Here is a 16,458-nt window from a genome sequence, read left to right on the forward strand (position 1 = left end):
GCTGTCCTGAACCTTTCGATGGGTGCGGAGCATGATCGAGGCAGTCGGCCTGACCAAGCGCTACGGCGACAAGACCGCTGTGTACAACCTGTCCTTCCAGGTGCGACCCGGCGCCGTCACCGGCTTCCTGGGCCCCAACGGCTCCGGCAAGTCGACGACGATGCGGATGATCCTCGGCCTGGACAACCCCACCGCGGGCCACGTCACGATCGGCGGCCACCCGTACCGCAGGCTGCCCAACGCCCCCCGGCAGGTCGGCGCGCTGCTGGACGCCAAGGCGGTGCACGGCGGCCGGTCCGCCCGCAACCACCTGCTGTCCCTGGCCCAGATGTCCGGCATCCCGGCCCGGCGCGTGGACGAGGTGCTGGGCGTGGTCGGCCTGCACGAGGTGGCCGGCCGGCGCTCGAAGGGCTTCTCGCTGGGCATGGGCCAGCGGCTCGGCATCGCCGCCGCGCTGCTCGGCGACCCCCAGGTGCTGCTGTTCGACGAACCCGTCAACGGCCTCGACCCCGAGGGCATCCTCTGGGTGCGCAACCTGATGAAGTCGCTGGCCGCCGAGGGCCGCACGGTCTTCGTCTCCTCCCACCTGATGAGCGAGATGGCGCTCACCGCCGACCACCTCATCGTCATCGGGCGCGGACAGCTGCTCGCCGACATGAGCGTGAAGGACTTCATCTCCGCCAACTCCGCCGACTTCGCGCGCGTACGCACGCCCGACACCGAGCCGCAGCAGCGCGAGAAGCTGTCCGCCGCGATCACCGAGGCCGGCGGCCGCGTCCTGCCCGAGCAGGACGGCGCGCTGCGGGTGACGGGCCTGCCGCTGCCGCGCATCAGCGACATCGCCCACGACGCCGACGTGCGGCTGTGGGAGCTGTCCCCGCACCAGGCCTCGCTGGAGGAGGCGTACATGCGGATGACGCAGAGCGCCGTCGACTACCGCTCGACCGCCGACCAGAAGGCGGGGCTCCAGCAGCCGCTGCCGCCCGACGCGCAGCCGCCGGTGCCGGTGCCGGGCCAGGGCCAGCCCGGCTGGTACGCCCCGCCGCCGCCCCAGCAGGGCGGGCAGCCCTTCGCGATGCCGCAGGCCCCCGCGGCCAACCCGTACGCACAGGCCGCACCCGCCGCCTCCCCGGCCGCGCCGCCCGTCGCACCCGCCGCGCCCCCGGCGGCACCCGCCGCGCCCGCCGCCTCCGACGTGACCAAGCCCGAGGACGCCCGATGAGCACGCCCCAGCCCCCGACACCGCAGACCGCCGCACCCGCGGGACAGGCGGCGCCCGGCGCCGCGCCCCCCTCCCCCGCGTCTCCCGCCCCCGGCCCGGCGCATCCCGCCCCCGGTCCGGGGTATCCCGGCTACACCTCGCCGATCCCGGTGGTGCGCACGCACCTCGGGCACGCGCTCGCCTCCGAGTGGACGAAGATCAGGTCCGTGCGTTCCACGATGTGGACACTGGGCGTGTTCGTGCTGCTCGTCGTCGGCATCGGCCTGCTGACCGGTCTGGTGGTGGCGGGCCAGGACGCCGACCTGGGCGGGGACAGCCCGCTGGGCCTGGGCTTCTTCGGGCTGCTGCTGGGCAGCATGTGCCTCATGACGCTGGGCGTGCTGACCACCGCCTCGGAGTACGGCACCGGCCTGATCCGCACCACGATGGTCGCCTGTCCGTCGCGCGCACGGGTCCTCGCGGCGAAGGCCGCGGTGTTCTTCCTGGTCGCCTTCGTGGTGACCCTGGTGTCCACCGTGCTCGTCGGCCTCGCGCACGTGGCGATGCTGACGGGCGGCAGCGCGGGGGAGCCCTCGGGCGAGGAGTGGCTGAAGGGCACCGTCGGCATCTCGCTCTACCTCGCGCTGCTCGGCACGTTCTCGCTGGCCGTCGGCTCGATCGTCCGGCACTCGGCGGGCGCCATCACCATCATGATCGGTGCCGTGCTCGCCCCGCTGGTGATCGCCCTGTTCATGTTCTCGTCCTCGCTGCGGGACGTTCAGCAGGCGCTGTTCGAGTACTCCATCCCGAACCAGATGAGCATCTTCTACGCCAACTCCCTGAGCCAGTCCGGCCCGTCCGGCTGGGACCCGCTGTGGATCATGCTCGGGGTCACCGCCGCGGCGCTGGGCGGCGCCTTCGCCCTGCTGGAGAAGCGGGACGTCTGACGGGCTTCCCCTCCCCGGTCAGAACCTCGGCGCGTTACGGGACCGCTGCACCCGCGTGGTGCGGCGGTCCCTGGCGTTCCAGCACGCCTTGTGCCAGTGCCGGCGCTCGTCGACGCCCGAGTGCTCCGGCCAGGCCACCACGTGCGGCACCCCGTCCGGGATCAGCTGGTCGCAGCCGGGGCAGCGGTAGGCCTTGCCCCGGGCGCTGGCCCCCGCCACGTGCCGCACGTTCCACTCCTCGCCGTGCCAGCTCTCCGTGGACTGCCAGCCGCCGTAGCGGCCGGACCGGTCCTCCTCGGCGCTCCGGCCGGACGAACCGGCTCCTTTGGGTCGGTTGCGACGCGGGGACACGGGACACCTCACGGGCGGTACGGAATGCAGGGACCGCGTCCAGCCTACGCGGCGCGCGCGGGGGCACCCGTACTCCGTCGGCCGTCACAAGTCCCCTCCCCGGGCGCCGCGGCGCCCTTCCGAGCGGCCCATTCTGCAGACAATCCGCAAAGTTTCCGTCCCGCCGTGTCCTCGGCACGTGTCAGACGGTTATGCCCTGTGGGGGAGCTCCGTGTCGGGGCCGAGGAAGCAGGAAAGCGATGCGCGTTGGAAGTTTCGTGTTGGCCGCCCAGTTCCCCGGGCAGGGCGAGGGGGAGGCGCTGCACCGCGCGGTCCGCTCGGCCGAGGTGGCCGAGGAGGCGGGGCTCGACACGGTCTGGCTGGCCGAGCACCACTTCGTGCCGTACGGCACCTGCCCGTCGGCCGTCACCCTGGCCGCGTTACTGCTCGGCCGCACCCGCCGCCTGCGGGTCGGCACGGCGGTGAGCGTGCTGCCCACCACCCACCCCGTGGCACTCGGCGAACAGGCCGCGCTGCTGCACGTCACCAGCGGCGGCCGGTTCTCGCTGGGGGTCGGGCGCGGCGGGCCGTGGGTCGACCTGGAGGTGTTCGGGTCCGGCCTGGAGGCGTACGAGAAGGGGTTCCCGGAAGCGCTCGACCTGCTGGTGCGCTGGCTGCGCGAGCCGTCCGTCGGGGCCGCCGGCGAGCGCTTCCGCTTCCGTGCGGTCCCGGTCGTGCCGCGCCCGTCGGAGGCGCTCACCGAGGTCGGCGGCCCCGAGGTCGTGGTCGCCTGCACCTCCCCGGCGAGCGTACGGCTGGCCGCCGAGCGCGGGCTGCCGATGCTGCTCGGGATGCACGTCGGGGACGAGGAGAAGGCCGAGATGGTCGCCCTGTGGCGGCAGCACGCGCGTGCGTGCGGGCGGCCGGCCGAGGAGGTCCGCCGCGCCCCCCACGTCTCGGCCGGCGTCTGCCAGATCGCGGACCGGCGCACGGACGCGGTGGAGACGCTGACGAAGGTGATGCCGGGCTGGCTGCGCCAGGGCCTGGAGGCGCACGTCACGGTGGACGGCCGGCAGCGGCGGATGCGCGACCCGCTGGCGTACACCGAACTGCTCTGCGCGCTGCACCCGGTGGGCCCCCCGCGGCTGTGCGCCGACCGGCTCGCGGCGACCAGCGAGCGGACCGGGATCTCCCGTTTCGCCCTGCTCGTCGAGGGGTCGGGGGACCTGGCGGCGACCGAGGAGAACGTCCGGCGGCTCGGGGCCGAGGTGCTGCCCCAACTCGACTGAGCGAGCCGGGGTTCCGCGCAAGGCTTGCCGCCCCGGTACGCACTGCACCTTCCGCGTACGGAGCGGCAAGCGAACGGTGGAGCGCTCAGCAGTCGCGCAGTTCCGGCGACTGGTTCAGCAGCTGGCTGCGGACCGAGGTGAAGCGGTCCAGCGTCTCGTCGACCGAGGGGTCGAGCGGGAACACGGCCACCCGGTGGCAGTTCTGGAAGGCCAGCCGGACACCGAAGTGCCGTTGCAGCGCACCCCGTATCGCGTCACTCGCTAGCGCACGCAGCAGCTGACCGCGTGCCTGCTCGTCCGGCGGGGGCGTCTGGTTGTCGGCGAATGCTCCACCGTCCACCTTCAGCTGGGCCACCAGGGAGCTGATCATCTCCCACGCGTAGGGCAGGGAGGTCCGGACGCAGTCGACGAAGGCGGCTTCGTCGACCTCGCCTCGCTCGGCCTGTTCGAGTAGGGCCGGTGAGACGTCGAGCGACATGGGTTCTCCTCTCGCACCCCCGACGAGCAGGGGTTGCCTGACGGATAAAGGAGCCCGCGATACCGGGCACGCTGCGTACACATCTCGCGACCTCCCGTTCAATACCGTAAGCATCGGACCGTGGCGGCACCAGGAGAATGCCCGGATGCGGAACTTCCTGTGGGCCGGTAATCGGCCACCGCCGAACACGCGTTTTCCAGGAGATACAGGACGTGCCTCTGAGGCACCAGGGAACCGCCACGGGTGCGGATCGCGCCGGGGCGGGCCGGTCGAGTAGCGTTGCCGACCATGCGTCTCGTCATTGCCCGCTGCTCCGTGGACTACGCCGGACGGCTCACCGCGCACCTGCCCTCGGCGCCCCGTCTGATCCTGGTCAAGGCGGACGGCAGCGTCTCGATCCACGCCGATGACCGTGCCTACAAGCCCCTGAACTGGATGTCGCCGCCCTGCACCCTCAAGGAGGGCACCGGCGAGGAGGAGGGCGTCTGGACCGTCGTCAACAAGGCGGGCGAGAAGCTCATCATTACGATGGAGGAGATCCTCCACGACTCCTCGCACGAACTGGGCGTCGATCCCGGCCTGATCAAGGACGGCGTGGAAGCGCACCTCCAGGAACTGCTCGCCGACCGCATCGAGACCCTCGGCGAGGGCTACACCCTCATCCGCCGCGAGTACATGACCGCCATCGGCCCCGTCGACATCCTGTGCCGGGACGCGGAGGGGCGGACCGTGGCGGTGGAGATCAAGCGGCGCGGCGAGATCGACGGCGTGGAGCAGCTCACGCGCTACCTGGAGCTGCTGAACCGCGATCCCCATCTCGCCCCGGTGCGCGGCATCTTCGCCGCCCAGGAGATCAAACCGCAGGCCCGCGTGCTCGCCACGGACCGGGGCATCGGCTGCCAGGTCCTCGACTACGACGCGCTGCGGGGCATCGAGGACGACAAGCTGCGGCTGTTCTGACGCGCGCCGCGCGCGACACCGCCACGGACGCGAGGGCCGGGTTCCGTCGGGAACCCGGCCCTCCGCCGTGCCGTCAGATCACCGTCTCCGGGCCGCCGGGCGTGCCGGCGTCACTGCTACTGCTCTCCGGGGCGCTCGCCGAGCTGCTCGTCCCGGCCGGGGAGGACGAGGCGGGGCCGCCGGCGGAGTCGCTGGTGGACGGCTCCTCCGTGGGCGTGGTCTCGGTCGGTTCCTCCGTGGGCGTGGTCTCGGTCGGCTCCTCCGTGGGCGTGGTCGGGTCGGGGGACGGCGAGGAGGGGGGCGGGCCGCTCGTCTTCGGCGGCTGGGAGGTCGTCGGGGACTTCGTCGGCGACTTCGAGGGGCCGTCCGGCTCCGTCGTGCCGCTCGGGCCGTCCGACGGCTCGTCCGCCTCGGTGGCCGTGGCCGTGGGCGTCGGGTCGTCGGAGGTTCCCGGGGTGCCGTCCGGGCCCGGGTCGGCCGGCCGGCTGGTGGCCTCGCCGGTGTCGCTGTCCGGTCCGGCCGCCGGGTCGGCGCCCAGGCTGCCGTCGTCGGCGCCCTGGCTCGCGGACGGGTTGACGCCGACGTTCTCCGACGGACTGCCGGCGTCGCTGTCCGAGGTGGCGCCGAGGGTGACCACGGTGCCCAGCACGGCGACGAGCAGCGCGCCCGCGCCGGCCGCCACGAGGTTGCGCCGGGCCAGGCTCCTCAGCCCGCCGCCCGCCCGGCCCGACGGCGTGGGCCTGGGCCGGGGCGCGGCGCGGTGGGCGACCAGGGCGGTGTCGGCGGGCGGCTGGAGCGCCGGGAAGGCCGTGGGCGCCTTGCGGGGCGGCGGGACCGACTCCTCGGCGTGGGTCTCGGGCACCTCGTCCCCGGCGATCGGCGCGAGTGCCAGCGGGGTTCCCGAGCGGTCGGCGACCAGGGCCAGCGCACGGCGGCCGGCGACGGTGCCGCGCTTGTCGGCGAGGGCGCCGCGCAGGCCGACGGACGCCTCCAGTTCGGCCCGGGCCCGGTCGAGCTGCCCGGCGCACAGGGCGTGGACGCCGAGCTCGTGGTGGAAGTAGGCCTGTTCCGGTACGTCCCCGGCGAGCCGGGCGGCCTCCGCACCGGCCCGCAGCGCCTTCTCCCAGGCGCTCCAGTGCAGGCCCGCGGCGAAGGCGGGGGCGGCGGCGCGGGCCAGCCGCACGGCCGTGCCCGGCTCGCCCTCGGGGGCGGCCGTGGTGAGCGGCGACAGCGCGACGAGCACCGCGTCGGCCTCGGCGCACACCCGCTCCGGGGTCACCGAGGGGTGCCCGGCCCACCAGGCGTAGTGCTCGGCGGCGGCACGGATCCGGGTCTCGGCCCCGTCGGCGTACCCGGCGGCCTCCAGCTGGGCCGGCACCCCGGCGGCGAGCCGGTAGCGGGAGCCGACCGGGGAGACCAGTCCGCAGGCGGTCAGCTCGCCGAGCGCGGCGTCGGCGTGGGTGTCGCCCACCAGGGCGGGCAGGTGCGCCTGGTGGGGCACCTCGCCGCCGAGCGCGACGGCGAACCGCAGGGTGGCGCGGGCGGCGGCGCTGAGCCGGGAGGCGAGCAGCGGGGCGGGGGCGGCGGCCTCGCCGAGCGCGGGCAGCGGCACCTCGTCCTCGGGGGCGGCGTCGTACGGCACCTCGTCCTCGGGCCGGGCGTCCTCGAAGACGCCGAACTCGTCGACGGCGCCGGCGCCGGCCCGCAGCCGGTCGCGCTGCCGCAGCAGGGCACCGGCCTGGACGAAGCGCAGGGGCAGGCCCTCGGACTCGAACCAGAGGTCGCCGGCCCAGTTCGACTCGTCCTCGGTGAGGCGGCGGCCGACGGCGTGTTCCAGCAGCTCGAGTCCCGCCGCGCGGTCGAGCCCGCCGAGGACGACCTCCTCGACGCCGGACCCGTCGGACGGGCCGGGCACGTCCGGGGTGGCGGCGAACAGGAAGGCGCACTCGGGCGTGGCGTCCAGCAGCTCGTCGAGCGCGGTGCCGCCGAACTCGAGGTCGTCGAGGACGACGACGGCCCCGATCTCACGGACGCAGTCCACCAGTTCGTCCCGGTCCGGGCGGTGCAGCGGGGCGTCGTGGACGGCGTGGAACAGCTCGTGCAGCAGGTCGTCGGCCGAGCGGCGGTGGCCGTTCAGCCGGACGACGCCGTCGGGGGCGAGGTCGGCGCAGTCCTCGGCGACGACGTCGAGGAGCCGCGTGCGGCCGGAGCCGCCGGGGCCGGTGAGGCGGACGGAGCGGCCGCGGGCGAGCAGCCGCACCAGCTTCTCGCGCTCCTCCTGACGGGCCAGCAGCGGCAGCGCGGGCTGTCCCGGACCCGGCGGGACGGGCGGCCTGGCGGCCCGCTCGGCCCCGGCGCGTCCGGCCTCGTCGAGCTTGACGGGGCGGGCGGGCCGTTCGGCGGGCGGGCAGGGCTCGATCTCGCTGCCGTCGACGGGGTTGACGGTGAGCAGGAAGTCGCCGGAGACGAGCTGCACCGTGCGGGCGAGCGCCGGTGCGTGCTGGCCGAAGTCGGACGTGAGGGAATCCCTGGGAGGGCGCTGACGTGGCGTGGGGTCCCCTCCGGTCCCGGTTCCTCCCCCGCTCTCGGCTCCGCTCGAGCGGGGGGATCCCCACGGCCGGGAGGCACCTCCACCGTCGTGGCCGTACTCCTCGGGTCCCCTGGTGTTCGGGTCCATAGGTCCTAGCCCCCAAAAGCGTCGTGTGCCCGGGTCCTGTCGTCGGACTCCCTCCTGTCGTGAGTCCGACAGTTCCCAGAGCCCCTCCCGGCCTTGCCGCACACCGCGCTGTCGCTTCTGGTCCGGGCCCGCTCGAGGGTCACGAGGCAGCGGGCAGCCGCACCTTAAACCTTGGCTCAGTATCCACGACAGTCCGGGGTGCCGCGCCGTCCGGGACGTCACGGTCTCGTGAGGATTGTGCGTGCGTCGCGCGGTTCGCCGAGGCCGGTGTGAGTGGTGCCGGTGGTCCGGTTCCCACCCTCGCGGGCCTCACACCCGGGGCAGCATGTCCACCCCGAGGCCTCCCTCGATCGCCAGGATCCGGTGCAGCCTGGTGGCCACCAGCAGGCGCTGCATCTGCGGCGGGACGCCGCGCAGCACCAGCCGCCGGCCGCAGCGGCCGGCCCGCCGGTGGGCCCCCATGATCACGCCGAGTCCGGTGGCGTCCCAGGAGTCCAGTTCGGACAGGTCCAGCACCAGGTCGCCGGCTCCGTCGTCGACGGCCGAGTGCAGGACCGTACGGGCGTCCGCCGCGCTGCGGACGTCGAGGCGGCCCCCGACGACCAGCTCGGCGTGGTCGCCCCTGATGTACATATGCGCTCCCCGTGCGTGCGTCTCGTAGCTCCGCGTTCGATGCCGGTGATGCAACCTCTGACTCCGCGGAGGCGCCGGAAGTTGCTCGCCGTGAGCGAACCGATACCCAATTCACCCCGGCGTGTGATGCACGCCGGGGTGAGTACGCGGTGTCAGTGCTCGTAGAAGCCCTGCCCGCTCTTGCGGCCGATGTCACCGGCGTCAACCATCCGGCGCATCAATTCGGGAGCGGCGAACTTCTCGTCCTGCGACTCGGTGTAGATGTTGCTCGTGGCGTGCAGCAGGATGTCCACGCCGGTGAGGTCGGCGGTGGCCAGCGGCCCCATGGCGTGCCCGAAACCCAGCTTGCACGCCAGGTCGATGTCCTCGGCACTCGCCACGCCCGACTCGTACAGCTTCGCGGCCTCGACGACGAGGGCGCAGATCAGACGGGTGGTCACGAAGCCGGCGACGTCGCGGTTGACGACGATGCAGGTCTTGCCGACCGACTCGGCGAACTCCCGGGCCCTGGCGAGGGTTTCGTCGCTGGTCTTGTAGCCGCGGACCAGTTCGCACAGCTGCATCATCGGCACCGGGGAGAAGAAGTGGGTGCCGACGACCCGCTCCGGGCGCTCCGTCACGGCCGCGATCTTGGTGATCGGGATGGCGGAGGTGTTGGAGGCGAGCACGGCGTCCTCGCGCACGATCTCGTCGAGGGCGCGGAAGATCTCGTGCTTCACGTCGAGCTTCTCGAACACGGCCTCGACCACGATGTCCGCGTCCGCACAGGCGTCCAGGTCGGTGGTCGCGGTGATCCGGGCGAGGGCGGCCTCGGCGTCGTCCGCCGCCAGCCTGCCCTTGCCCACGAACTTGTCGTACGACGCCTTGATCCCGTCGGTGCCCCGGGTGAGCGCCTCGTCGGTGACGTCGCGCAGGACGACGTCCCAGCCCGCCTGGGCGGAGACCTGGGCGATGCCGGACCCCATGAGGCCGGCCCCGATGACGGCGAGCTTGCGTGCCACTGTGCGACTCCCCTGATACGCGCTGTCGTTGTTCTCCAGGAGCGGACACTAGCGCCCGGGAGGGGCCGTGTGACCGGTAAGTAACGCGCGTCACGTCTCACATGACGGACATCACACCGGAGCGCGGCACGGGCCGTCCCGTACGGCGCGACCGGGGCCCTCCCGCTCTGCGGGGCGGGGCGGCCGCCGCGCCGTACGGCGTTCCGGCGGCCGTCCGGACCGGTGCGCGCCCGCCGTGACGACGGGCACACACCGGTCCGGACGGCCGGAGCGTCACTAGGCTGGCCGCATGGTCAATCTGACGCGCATCTACACCCGGACCGGCGACAAGGGCACCACCAACCTCGGTGACATGAGCCGGGTCCCCAAGACCGACCTGCGGATCTCCGCCTACGCCGACGCCAACGAGGCGAACGCGGTGATCGGCACGGCGATCGCGCTGGGCGGTCTGGAGGAGGAGGTCGTCGCGGTCCTCACCCGCGTCCAGAACGACCTGTTCGACGTCGGCGCGGACCTGTCGACGCCGGTGGTGGAGAACCCCGAGTTCCCGCCGCTGCGGGTCGAGCAGTTCTACGTGGACCGGCTGGAGGCGGATTGCGACCGCTTCAACGAGCGGCTGGAGAAGCTGCGCTCCTTCATCCTGCCGGGCGGGACGCCGGGCGCGGCCCTGCTGCACCAGGCCTGCACGGTGGTGCGGCGGGCCGAGCGGTCGACGTGGGCCGCGCTGGAGGCGCACGGCGAGACCATGAACCCGCTCACCGCGACCTACCTGAACCGCCTCTCGGACCTGCTGTTCATCCTGGCCCGCATCGCGAACAAGGAGACCGGCGACGTGCTGTGGGTGCCGGGCGGGGAGCGCTGAGCCCTACCGGGAACCCGGGGCCCGCGCGGCCCGGTACAGGCCCAGCAGGATCTCCGCGCCGCCGGCGCACATCAGCACCACCCCCACCTTGGTGGGGGTGACCAGCGGCAGCTCCACCCCCCGGGCGAACCGCCACAGGGCCAGGCCCACCAGCAGGGTGGCGGCCCCCGCGAGGAGGTTCCCGGACGCCCGGCTCACCGGTCCACCTTCTCCCTGTGGGTTCCACGGCCGGCCTCCGGCGCGCCCGCCGGGGCCTTCTTCGGCCAGATCCAGTAGGCCAGGGCGATCAGCCCGTGGATGCCGGCGGCGCGCCAGGCGACGTGGCGCCAGTCCTCCAGGGAGGTGGTGCGGCCCGGGTCCCCGACGTACCAGACGGCGATCTGGAGCAGCGCGGTCGCCACGGCGGCGCCCAGCAGCGTGCCCAGCCAGACCTTGGTCTCGTGCCGGGCGCGGGCCAGTCCGTACCGCGGCGGGCCGGGGGGCCTCGGAGCACCGGCCAGGCGGTGCGCCGCGTGGCCGTCGAGCCACTTCACCGTGCGGTGGCCGTGGCCGACGGTGTAGCCGATGTAGAGCGCGGCCAGGCCGTGCGTCCAGTTCGGCTCGGCGCCGTTCCTCAGGTCCAGCGCGGTGACGACCAGCAGGACGACCTCCAGCAGCGGCTCGCACAGCAGCAGCGCCAGCCCGGTGCGCGGCATCCGCAGCAGGTAGCGGCAGGCCAGTCCGGCGGCCAGCAGCACCCAGAAGCCGATCTCGCAGGCGGCGATCAGGACGGCGATCACGGTTCGCTCCTCTCGGTCACCCTTCCAGGCTCCCGTGCGGACCGGCGGTTTTCGTCGTCGCCGCCGACGAACCCGCGGTACATCGAAGGATGCAGTCCGGGACCCTTCCCGGGGACCAGGCGCCGGGCGCGCGCACCGTGTTGGATGGTCCCATGGCCCCACGACTGCCCCGCCCGCACCGCTTCGACGTGTGGGCCGCGCTCGCCGGGCTGCTCGGCGGGCTGCTGCTGTGGGGCTTCGGCCTCGGCGTCCGGCGGGCCGACGACCCGATCGTGCTCCTCGACGGCCGCTGGTCCCTCCTGCTGCCGCTCCTCGTCATGTCCGGCTGCGAGCTGCTGCGCCGCTCCGCCCCGCGCACCGCGCTGCTCGTCGGCACCCTGGCGCTGGCCGCGGACACCCTGACCCGGGGCAGCATCGCCACGGTCGCGATGTACACCGACCTGATGTACGCCGCCGTCCTGTACGGCCCGCCCGGCGCCGCCCGCCGCATCCCGCGGATCACCGGCCTGCTCAGCATCGCCGGCGCGCTGGTGCCGTACGCCGTGCTGCGGGAGCCCGAGGCGCTGCTGATCGGGTTCCTCGTCGGCGTCGTCGCGTTCGGGCCCGCGTCGACCGGCCTCATCGTGCGCAACCACCGGGACGCCGCCGAGGCCGCGCGGCTGCGGGCCGAGCAGACCGCGCTGCTCGCGGAGATGGACCGCACCCAGGCGGTGGCCGCGGAGCGCTCCCGGATGGCGCGGGAGTTGCACGACGTGGTGGCCAACCACCTCTCCGCGATCGCCATCCACTCCACGGCCGCGCTCTCCCTGGACGACCCCGGGACCTCCAGGGAGGCCCTCGCCGTGATCCGGGAGAACAGCGTCCAGGGGCTGTCCGAGATGCGCCGCCTGATCGGCATCCTGCGGGAGGGCGCCGACGACCGGGAGCCGGCCGCGACCCCGACCCTCGACGGCCTCGGCGCCCTGGTGGAGGGCGCCCGCGCCAACGGTCTGGACGTCGCCCTCGACGCCGCGCACGGCGCCGTCCCCGCACCGGTCGAGCTCGCCGCGTACAGGATCGTGCAGGAGTCGCTGACGAACGCGCTGAAGCACGCCGCGCCGGGGAGGGTCACGGTGCGGCTGCGCGAGCGGGACGGCGTCCTCGAGCTCCGCGTGACCAGTCCCCACGGCGGCCGGGACGCCCCGCGCGCGCCGGGTTCCGGGGCCGGTCTGATCGGGATGCGGGAGCGGGCCGCCCTGCTGCACGGCACCTTCGACGCGGGCCCCGAGGACGCCCCGGACCCCGCGGACGGCAAGGTCTGGACCGTCCGCGCCGCCCTCCCCCTCACCGACACCGCCCGAGGAGAGAACCGATGATCCGCGTCCTGGTCGCCGAGGACCAGTCAGCCGTCCGCGCCGGCCTGGTCCTCATCCTGCGCAGCGCGCCCGACGTCGAGGTGGTCGGCGAGGCCGCGGACGGCGAGCAGGCGGTGGCGCTCGCCCGTGAACTGCGCCCGGACCTGGTGCTGATGGACGTGCAGATGCCGCGTCTGGACGGGGTGTCGGCGACCCGGCGGGTGGTCGGCGAACGGCTCGCCGACGTGCTGGTGCTGACCACCTTCGACCTGGACGAGTACGTCTTCGGGGCGCTCAGGGCCGGGGCCGCCGGGTTCCTGCTGAAGAACACGGAGGCGAAGGACCTGATCGCGGCGGTGCGCACGGTGGCGCGCGGGGAGGGGATCGTCGCCCCGGCCGTCACCCGGCGGCTGATCGCCGAGTTCGCCGCGAAGCCGGCCCGGGGGGCGGCGGCCGACCCGGCGGTGCTGGAGTCCCTCACCCGGCGCGAGCGCGAGGTGCTCTCCTGCCTCGGCGAGGGCCTGTCCAACGCCGGCATCGCGGACCGCCTCGACATGGCGGAGGGCACGGTGAAGACGCACGTCAGCCGACTGCTGGGCAAGCTGGAGCTGCGCAGCCGGGTGCAAGCCGCCGTGCTGGCGCAGGAGTTGGGGATCTGATCCGGAAGCGGCGAGGTGGTCCAGACCTATTGACCCGTGGTCCAGACCTTTCTATCCTCGCGGCACCGTGGGCGTGATGGCTCAGTCATGTCCACCCCGACATCCCCGTTGCGCCGGCGGCGCAATCACCAGAGGAGGCGCACCATGCGCTTCAGACACAAAGCCGCGGCAGGTCTCGCGACCCTGCTGCTCCCCCTCCCCGGGCTCGTCGCCCTCGCGAGTCCCGCCCAGGCGGCCGGCTCCGCCACCGCCACCTACACCAAGACCCAGGACTGGGGCTCCGGCTTCGAGGGCAAGTGGACGGTGAAGAACACCGGCACCACCCCCCTCAGCTCGTGGACCGTCGAGTGGGACTTCCCCTCCGGCACCAAGGTCACCTCCGCCTGGGACGCCACGGTCACCAACTCCGGTGACCACTGGACCGCCAAGAACGTCGGCTGGAACGGCACCCTCGCCCCCGGGGCGTCGGTCTCCTTCGGCTTCAACGGCTCCGGCTCCGGCTCCCCGTCCGGCTGCAAGCTCAACGGCGGCAGCTGCGACGGCACCTCCGTCCCCGGCGACAAGGCCCCCTCCGCGCCCGGCACCCCCACCGCCTCGAACGTCACCGACACCTCGGTGCGGCTGTCCTGGGCCGCGGCCACCGACGACAAGGGCGTCAAGAACTACGACGTGCTGCGCGACGGCGCCAGGGTCGCCACCGTGACCGGCACGTCGTACACGGACACCGGGCTCACCAAGGGCACCGACTACTCCTACACCGTGCAGGCGCGCGACACCGCCGACCAGACCGGCCCCGTCAGCGGCGCGGTCCGGGTCCGCACCACCGGCAGCACCGAGGAGCCGCCCCCCGGCGGCAAGATCAATCTCGGTTACTTCACCGAGTGGGGCGTCTACGGCCGCAACTACCACGTCAAGAACCTGGTGACGTCCGGCTCGGCCTCGAAGATCACCCACATCAACTACGCGTTCGGCAACGTCAAGAACGGTCAGTGCACCGTCGACGACACCTTCGCCGCCTACGAGAAGGCCTACACCGCCGACCAGTCCGTCAGCGGCACCGCCGACACCTGGGACCAGCCGCTGCGCGGCACCTTCAACCAGCTGCGCCAGCTGAAGGCGAAGTACCCGCACATCAAGGTGCTGTACTCCTTCGGCGGCTGGACCTACTCCACCGGCTTCGGCCAGGCCGCGCAGAACCCGGCCGCGTTCGCCAGGTCCTGCAAGCAGGTCGTGGAGGACCCGCGCTGGGCCGACGTGTTCGACGGCATCGACATCGACTGGGAGTACCCGAACGCCTGCGGTCTCACCTGCGACAGCAGCGGCCCGGCGGCCTTCAGGAACCTCTCCCAGGCCCTGCGCGCCGAGTTCGGCGAGGACTACCTGGTCACCGCGGCCATCACCGCCGACGGCTCCGACGGCGGCAAGATCGACGCGGCCGACTACGGCGGCGCCGCGCAGTACCTCGACTGGTACAACGTGATGACGTACGACTACTTCGGCGCCTTCGACGCGGACGGCCCGACGGCCCCGCACTCGCCGCTGACGTCGTACGCCGGCATCCCGCACGAGGGCTTCAACTCGGCCGCCGCGATCGCGAAGCTGAAGGCGAAGGGCGTCCCGGCGAGCAAGCTGCTGCTCGGCATCGGCTTCTACGGCCGCGGCTGGACCGGCGTCACCCAGTCCGCCCCGGGCGGCTCGGCGACCGGCGCGGCCCCCGGCACCTACGAGGCGGGCATCGAGGACTACAAGATCCTCAAGAACAGCTGCCCGGTCACCGGCACCGTCGCCGGCACGGCGTACGCGCACTGCGGCACCAACTGGTGGTCCTACGACACCCCGTCGACGATCGCCGGGAAGATGTCCTGGGCCAAGAGCCAGGGCCTGGGCGGCGCCTTCTTCTGGGAGTTCAGCGGTGACACCGCCAACGGCGAGCTGGTGAGCGCCATCGACGGCGGACTGAAGTAGCCGGCCGGAACACACGGCCGGGCACGTGGTCAGACCGCGTCCGCCCTCCCCCGGGACTCCTCCGGGGGAGGGCGGACGCGGTTGTGCCGTCTTCCTCCTCCCCGGCGGCTCGGCTGCCGGGGGCACGCCGTGGACCAGCCGCTCCGACCACCGTCCCGGACCCGGCGGGTCCGCCGCCAAAGGGACGCGGCCCCGCCCGCAGCGGGGCCCGAACGCCGCTCCAGGCGGTCGCCCTACGCGACGTTCACCCGCTGCCCGGGCGGGGCCGCCTCGAGCCAGGCGAGGAAACCGGTCAGCGCGTCCTCGCTCATGGCGAGCTCCAGACGGGTGCCCCGGTGCAGGCAGGCGAGGATCACGGAGTCGGACAGCAGGGCCAGCTCCTCCTCGCCCTCCGGGACGCGGCGGCCGGCCACCTCGATCGCGGAGCGCTCCAGGACGCGGCGCGGGCGGGGAGCGTAGGAGAACACCCGGAACCACTCGACCCGGTCACCGTTGTAGCGGGCCACCCCGTAGGCCCAGCCCTTGCCCCCGGCGTCGCCCTCCGCGGGGGCGTCCCAGCGCAGGCTGCAGTCGAACGTTCCGCCGGACCGCTGGATGAGGCGGCGGCGCAGTCCGAAGACGAAGAGCCCCACCACCACGAGCGCCACGACGATTCCGCACACAGTCAGAGCGAGGACCATCGACACCGACCTCCTCGTCTCCTAGGTAACGGAACGGAAAAATCATCCAGATCTGCCTCAGCCGCGGCCGGCTCCGGATCGCTCCGGTGCCGGCCGCGGCTGAGTGACGTCATCGCACCGATCCCCCGGTGCCTGGACAGCCCGGGCGGTGCCTCCCATGGCTCAGCGCGTCGTCGTCGCCGCCCGCAGACGGACGTCCGCGCGGCGCTCCGCCGGGGCGTCGGCCTCCGACTTCGCGCGCTCGAGCGCCCGCTCCGCACGCTGGACGTCGATCTCGTCCGAGAGCTCGGCGATCTCCGCCAGCAGCGACAGCTTGTTGTCCGCGAACGAGATGAAACCGCCGTGCACCGCGGCGACGACCGTCTCACCGTCGTTCCTGCGGATGGTCACCGGGCCCGACTCCAGCACACCGAGCAGCGGCTGGTGACCGGGCATGACGCCGATGTCGCCGGACGTGGTGCGCGCGACGACCAGGGTGGCCTCGCCGGACCAGACCTCTCGGTCGGCCGCGACCAGCGCGACGTGCAGCTCAGCAGCCAAGGTGGCTCCTCGGGTCACCACCCGGCGGGTCTGCCGGGTGTTGGTTACAAGTCTAGTGGGCGTGGAAGAGGGGGCGGGACGCACCCGCCCCCTCAGGTGTGGGCCCGCGGGCCCACGGTGAAC

General features: G+C 73.4%; 17 protein-coding genes. 8 read left to right on the top strand and 9 right to left on the bottom strand.

Annotation, left to right across the window (positions count from 1 at the left end; translation table 11 throughout):
• Positions 1–31 precede the first annotated feature (31 nt).
• Together ACZ56B_RS17795 and ACZ56B_RS17800 are read left to right on the top strand one after the other, a co-directional pair.
• Positions 32–1,222, top strand: coding sequence for an ABC transporter ATP-binding protein (locus ACZ56B_RS17795; RefSeq protein WP_468790865.1), 1,191 nt, complete (start codon positions 32–34; stop codon positions 1,220–1,222).
• A complete protein-coding gene (locus ACZ56B_RS17800; protein ID WP_468790867.1) occupies positions 1,219–2,148 on the top strand; it encodes an ABC transporter permease in 930 nt (309 codons plus the stop codon). Before ACZ56B_RS17795 ends, ACZ56B_RS17800 begins: the two co-directional genes overlap by 4 nt.
• An 18-nt stretch (positions 2,149–2,166) precedes the next feature.
• On the opposite strand, the gene ACZ56B_RS17805 is transcribed toward ACZ56B_RS17800, so the two are convergent.
• Complete coding sequence (locus ACZ56B_RS17805) at positions 2,167–2,499, bottom strand: ATP/GTP-binding protein (RefSeq protein WP_468790869.1); 333 nt, start codon at positions 2,497–2,499, stop codon at positions 2,167–2,169.
• A 239-nt stretch (positions 2,500–2,738) separates the two neighbouring features.
• On the opposite strand from ACZ56B_RS17805, the gene ACZ56B_RS17810 reads away from it, so the two are divergent.
• On the top strand, positions 2,739–3,767 hold the full coding sequence (locus tag ACZ56B_RS17810) for an LLM class flavin-dependent oxidoreductase (protein ID WP_468790871.1): 1,029 nt from the start codon (positions 2,739–2,741) through the stop codon (positions 3,765–3,767).
• 85 nt (positions 3,768–3,852) lie between these two features.
• Here the strand turns inward: ACZ56B_RS17810 and ACZ56B_RS17815 are convergent, their stop codons facing one another.
• A complete protein-coding gene (locus tag ACZ56B_RS17815; RefSeq protein WP_468790873.1) occupies positions 3,853–4,245 on the bottom strand; it encodes an SCO5389 family protein in 393 nt (130 codons plus the stop codon).
• Positions 4,246–4,533: 288 nt separating this feature from the next.
• On the opposite strand from ACZ56B_RS17815, the gene nucS reads away from it, so the two are divergent.
• Entirely contained in the window at positions 4,534–5,205 is a 672-nt protein-coding gene (nucS, locus tag ACZ56B_RS17820) for an endonuclease NucS (protein ID WP_468790875.1), read from the top strand.
• Positions 5,206–5,278: 73 nt separating this feature from the next.
• On the opposite strand, the gene ACZ56B_RS17825 is transcribed toward nucS, so the two are convergent.
• The 3 genes from ACZ56B_RS17825 to ACZ56B_RS17835 all read right to left on the bottom strand — a co-directional run bounded on the left by ACZ56B_RS17825 (position 5,279) and on the right by ACZ56B_RS17835 (position 9,516).
• Positions 5,279–7,882, bottom strand: a complete 2,604-nt coding sequence (locus tag ACZ56B_RS17825; RefSeq protein ID WP_468790877.1) for an ATP-binding protein — start codon at positions 7,880–7,882, stop codon at positions 5,279–5,281.
• A gap of 309 nt (positions 7,883–8,191) precedes the next feature.
• On the bottom strand, positions 8,192–8,515 hold the full coding sequence (locus ACZ56B_RS17830; RefSeq protein WP_468790879.1) for an STAS domain-containing protein: 324 nt from the start codon (positions 8,513–8,515) through the stop codon (positions 8,192–8,194).
• A gap of 152 nt (positions 8,516–8,667) precedes the next feature.
• Positions 8,668–9,516: a 3-hydroxyacyl-CoA dehydrogenase family protein gene (locus ACZ56B_RS17835; RefSeq protein ID WP_468790881.1), complete on the bottom strand. Its 849-nt coding sequence runs from the start codon at positions 9,514–9,516 to the stop codon at positions 8,668–8,670.
• A 289-nt stretch (positions 9,517–9,805) separates the two neighbouring features.
• On the opposite strand from ACZ56B_RS17835, the gene ACZ56B_RS17840 reads away from it, so the two are divergent.
• The gene (locus tag ACZ56B_RS17840; RefSeq protein ID WP_081237462.1) at positions 9,806–10,378 is read left to right on the top strand and encodes a cob(I)yrinic acid a,c-diamide adenosyltransferase; all 573 of its coding nucleotides are present in this window, start codon (positions 9,806–9,808) and stop codon (positions 10,376–10,378) included.
• 3 nt (positions 10,379–10,381) lie between these two features.
• On the opposite strand, the gene ACZ56B_RS17845 is transcribed toward ACZ56B_RS17840, so the two are convergent.
• Both ACZ56B_RS17845 and ACZ56B_RS17850 read right to left on the bottom strand, forming a co-directional pair.
• Positions 10,382–10,576, bottom strand: coding sequence for a DUF5708 family protein (locus ACZ56B_RS17845; RefSeq protein ID WP_468790884.1), 195 nt, complete (start codon positions 10,574–10,576; stop codon positions 10,382–10,384).
• A complete protein-coding gene (locus tag ACZ56B_RS17850) occupies positions 10,573–11,157 on the bottom strand; it encodes a hypothetical protein (RefSeq protein WP_468790886.1) in 585 nt (194 codons plus the stop codon). Before ACZ56B_RS17850 ends, ACZ56B_RS17845 begins: the two co-directional genes overlap by 4 nt.
• Before the next feature lie 152 nt (positions 11,158–11,309).
• Between ACZ56B_RS17850 and ACZ56B_RS17855 the strand changes: the two genes are divergently transcribed.
• The 3 genes from ACZ56B_RS17855 to ACZ56B_RS17865 all read left to right on the top strand — a co-directional run bounded on the left by ACZ56B_RS17855 (position 11,310) and on the right by ACZ56B_RS17865 (position 15,115).
• Positions 11,310–12,512 carry a sensor histidine kinase gene (locus ACZ56B_RS17855; RefSeq protein WP_468790888.1) on the top strand — a complete coding sequence of 401 codons (1,203 nt, stop codon included), beginning with the start codon at positions 11,310–11,312 and terminating at the stop codon, positions 12,510–12,512.
• Positions 12,509–13,150, top strand: coding sequence for a response regulator (locus ACZ56B_RS17860; protein WP_468790890.1), 642 nt, complete (start codon positions 12,509–12,511; stop codon positions 13,148–13,150). Before ACZ56B_RS17855 ends, ACZ56B_RS17860 begins: the two co-directional genes overlap by 4 nt.
• Before the next feature lie 144 nt (positions 13,151–13,294).
• Entirely contained in the window at positions 13,295–15,115 is a 1,821-nt protein-coding gene (locus tag ACZ56B_RS17865; RefSeq protein WP_468790892.1) for a glycosyl hydrolase family 18 protein, read from the top strand.
• Positions 15,116–15,348: 233 nt separating this feature from the next.
• Here the strand turns inward: ACZ56B_RS17865 and ACZ56B_RS17870 are convergent, their stop codons facing one another.
• Complete coding sequence (locus ACZ56B_RS17870; RefSeq protein ID WP_468790894.1) at positions 15,349–15,795, bottom strand: DUF2550 domain-containing protein; 447 nt, start codon at positions 15,793–15,795, stop codon at positions 15,349–15,351.
• A gap of 162 nt (positions 15,796–15,957) precedes the next feature.
• On the bottom strand, positions 15,958–16,335 hold the full coding sequence (locus tag ACZ56B_RS17875) for a F0F1 ATP synthase subunit epsilon (RefSeq protein WP_468790896.1): 378 nt from the start codon (positions 16,333–16,335) through the stop codon (positions 15,958–15,960).
• Positions 16,336–16,458 lie beyond the last annotated feature (123 nt).

The organism is Streptomyces sp. NPDC034670, from assembly GCF_055574875.1.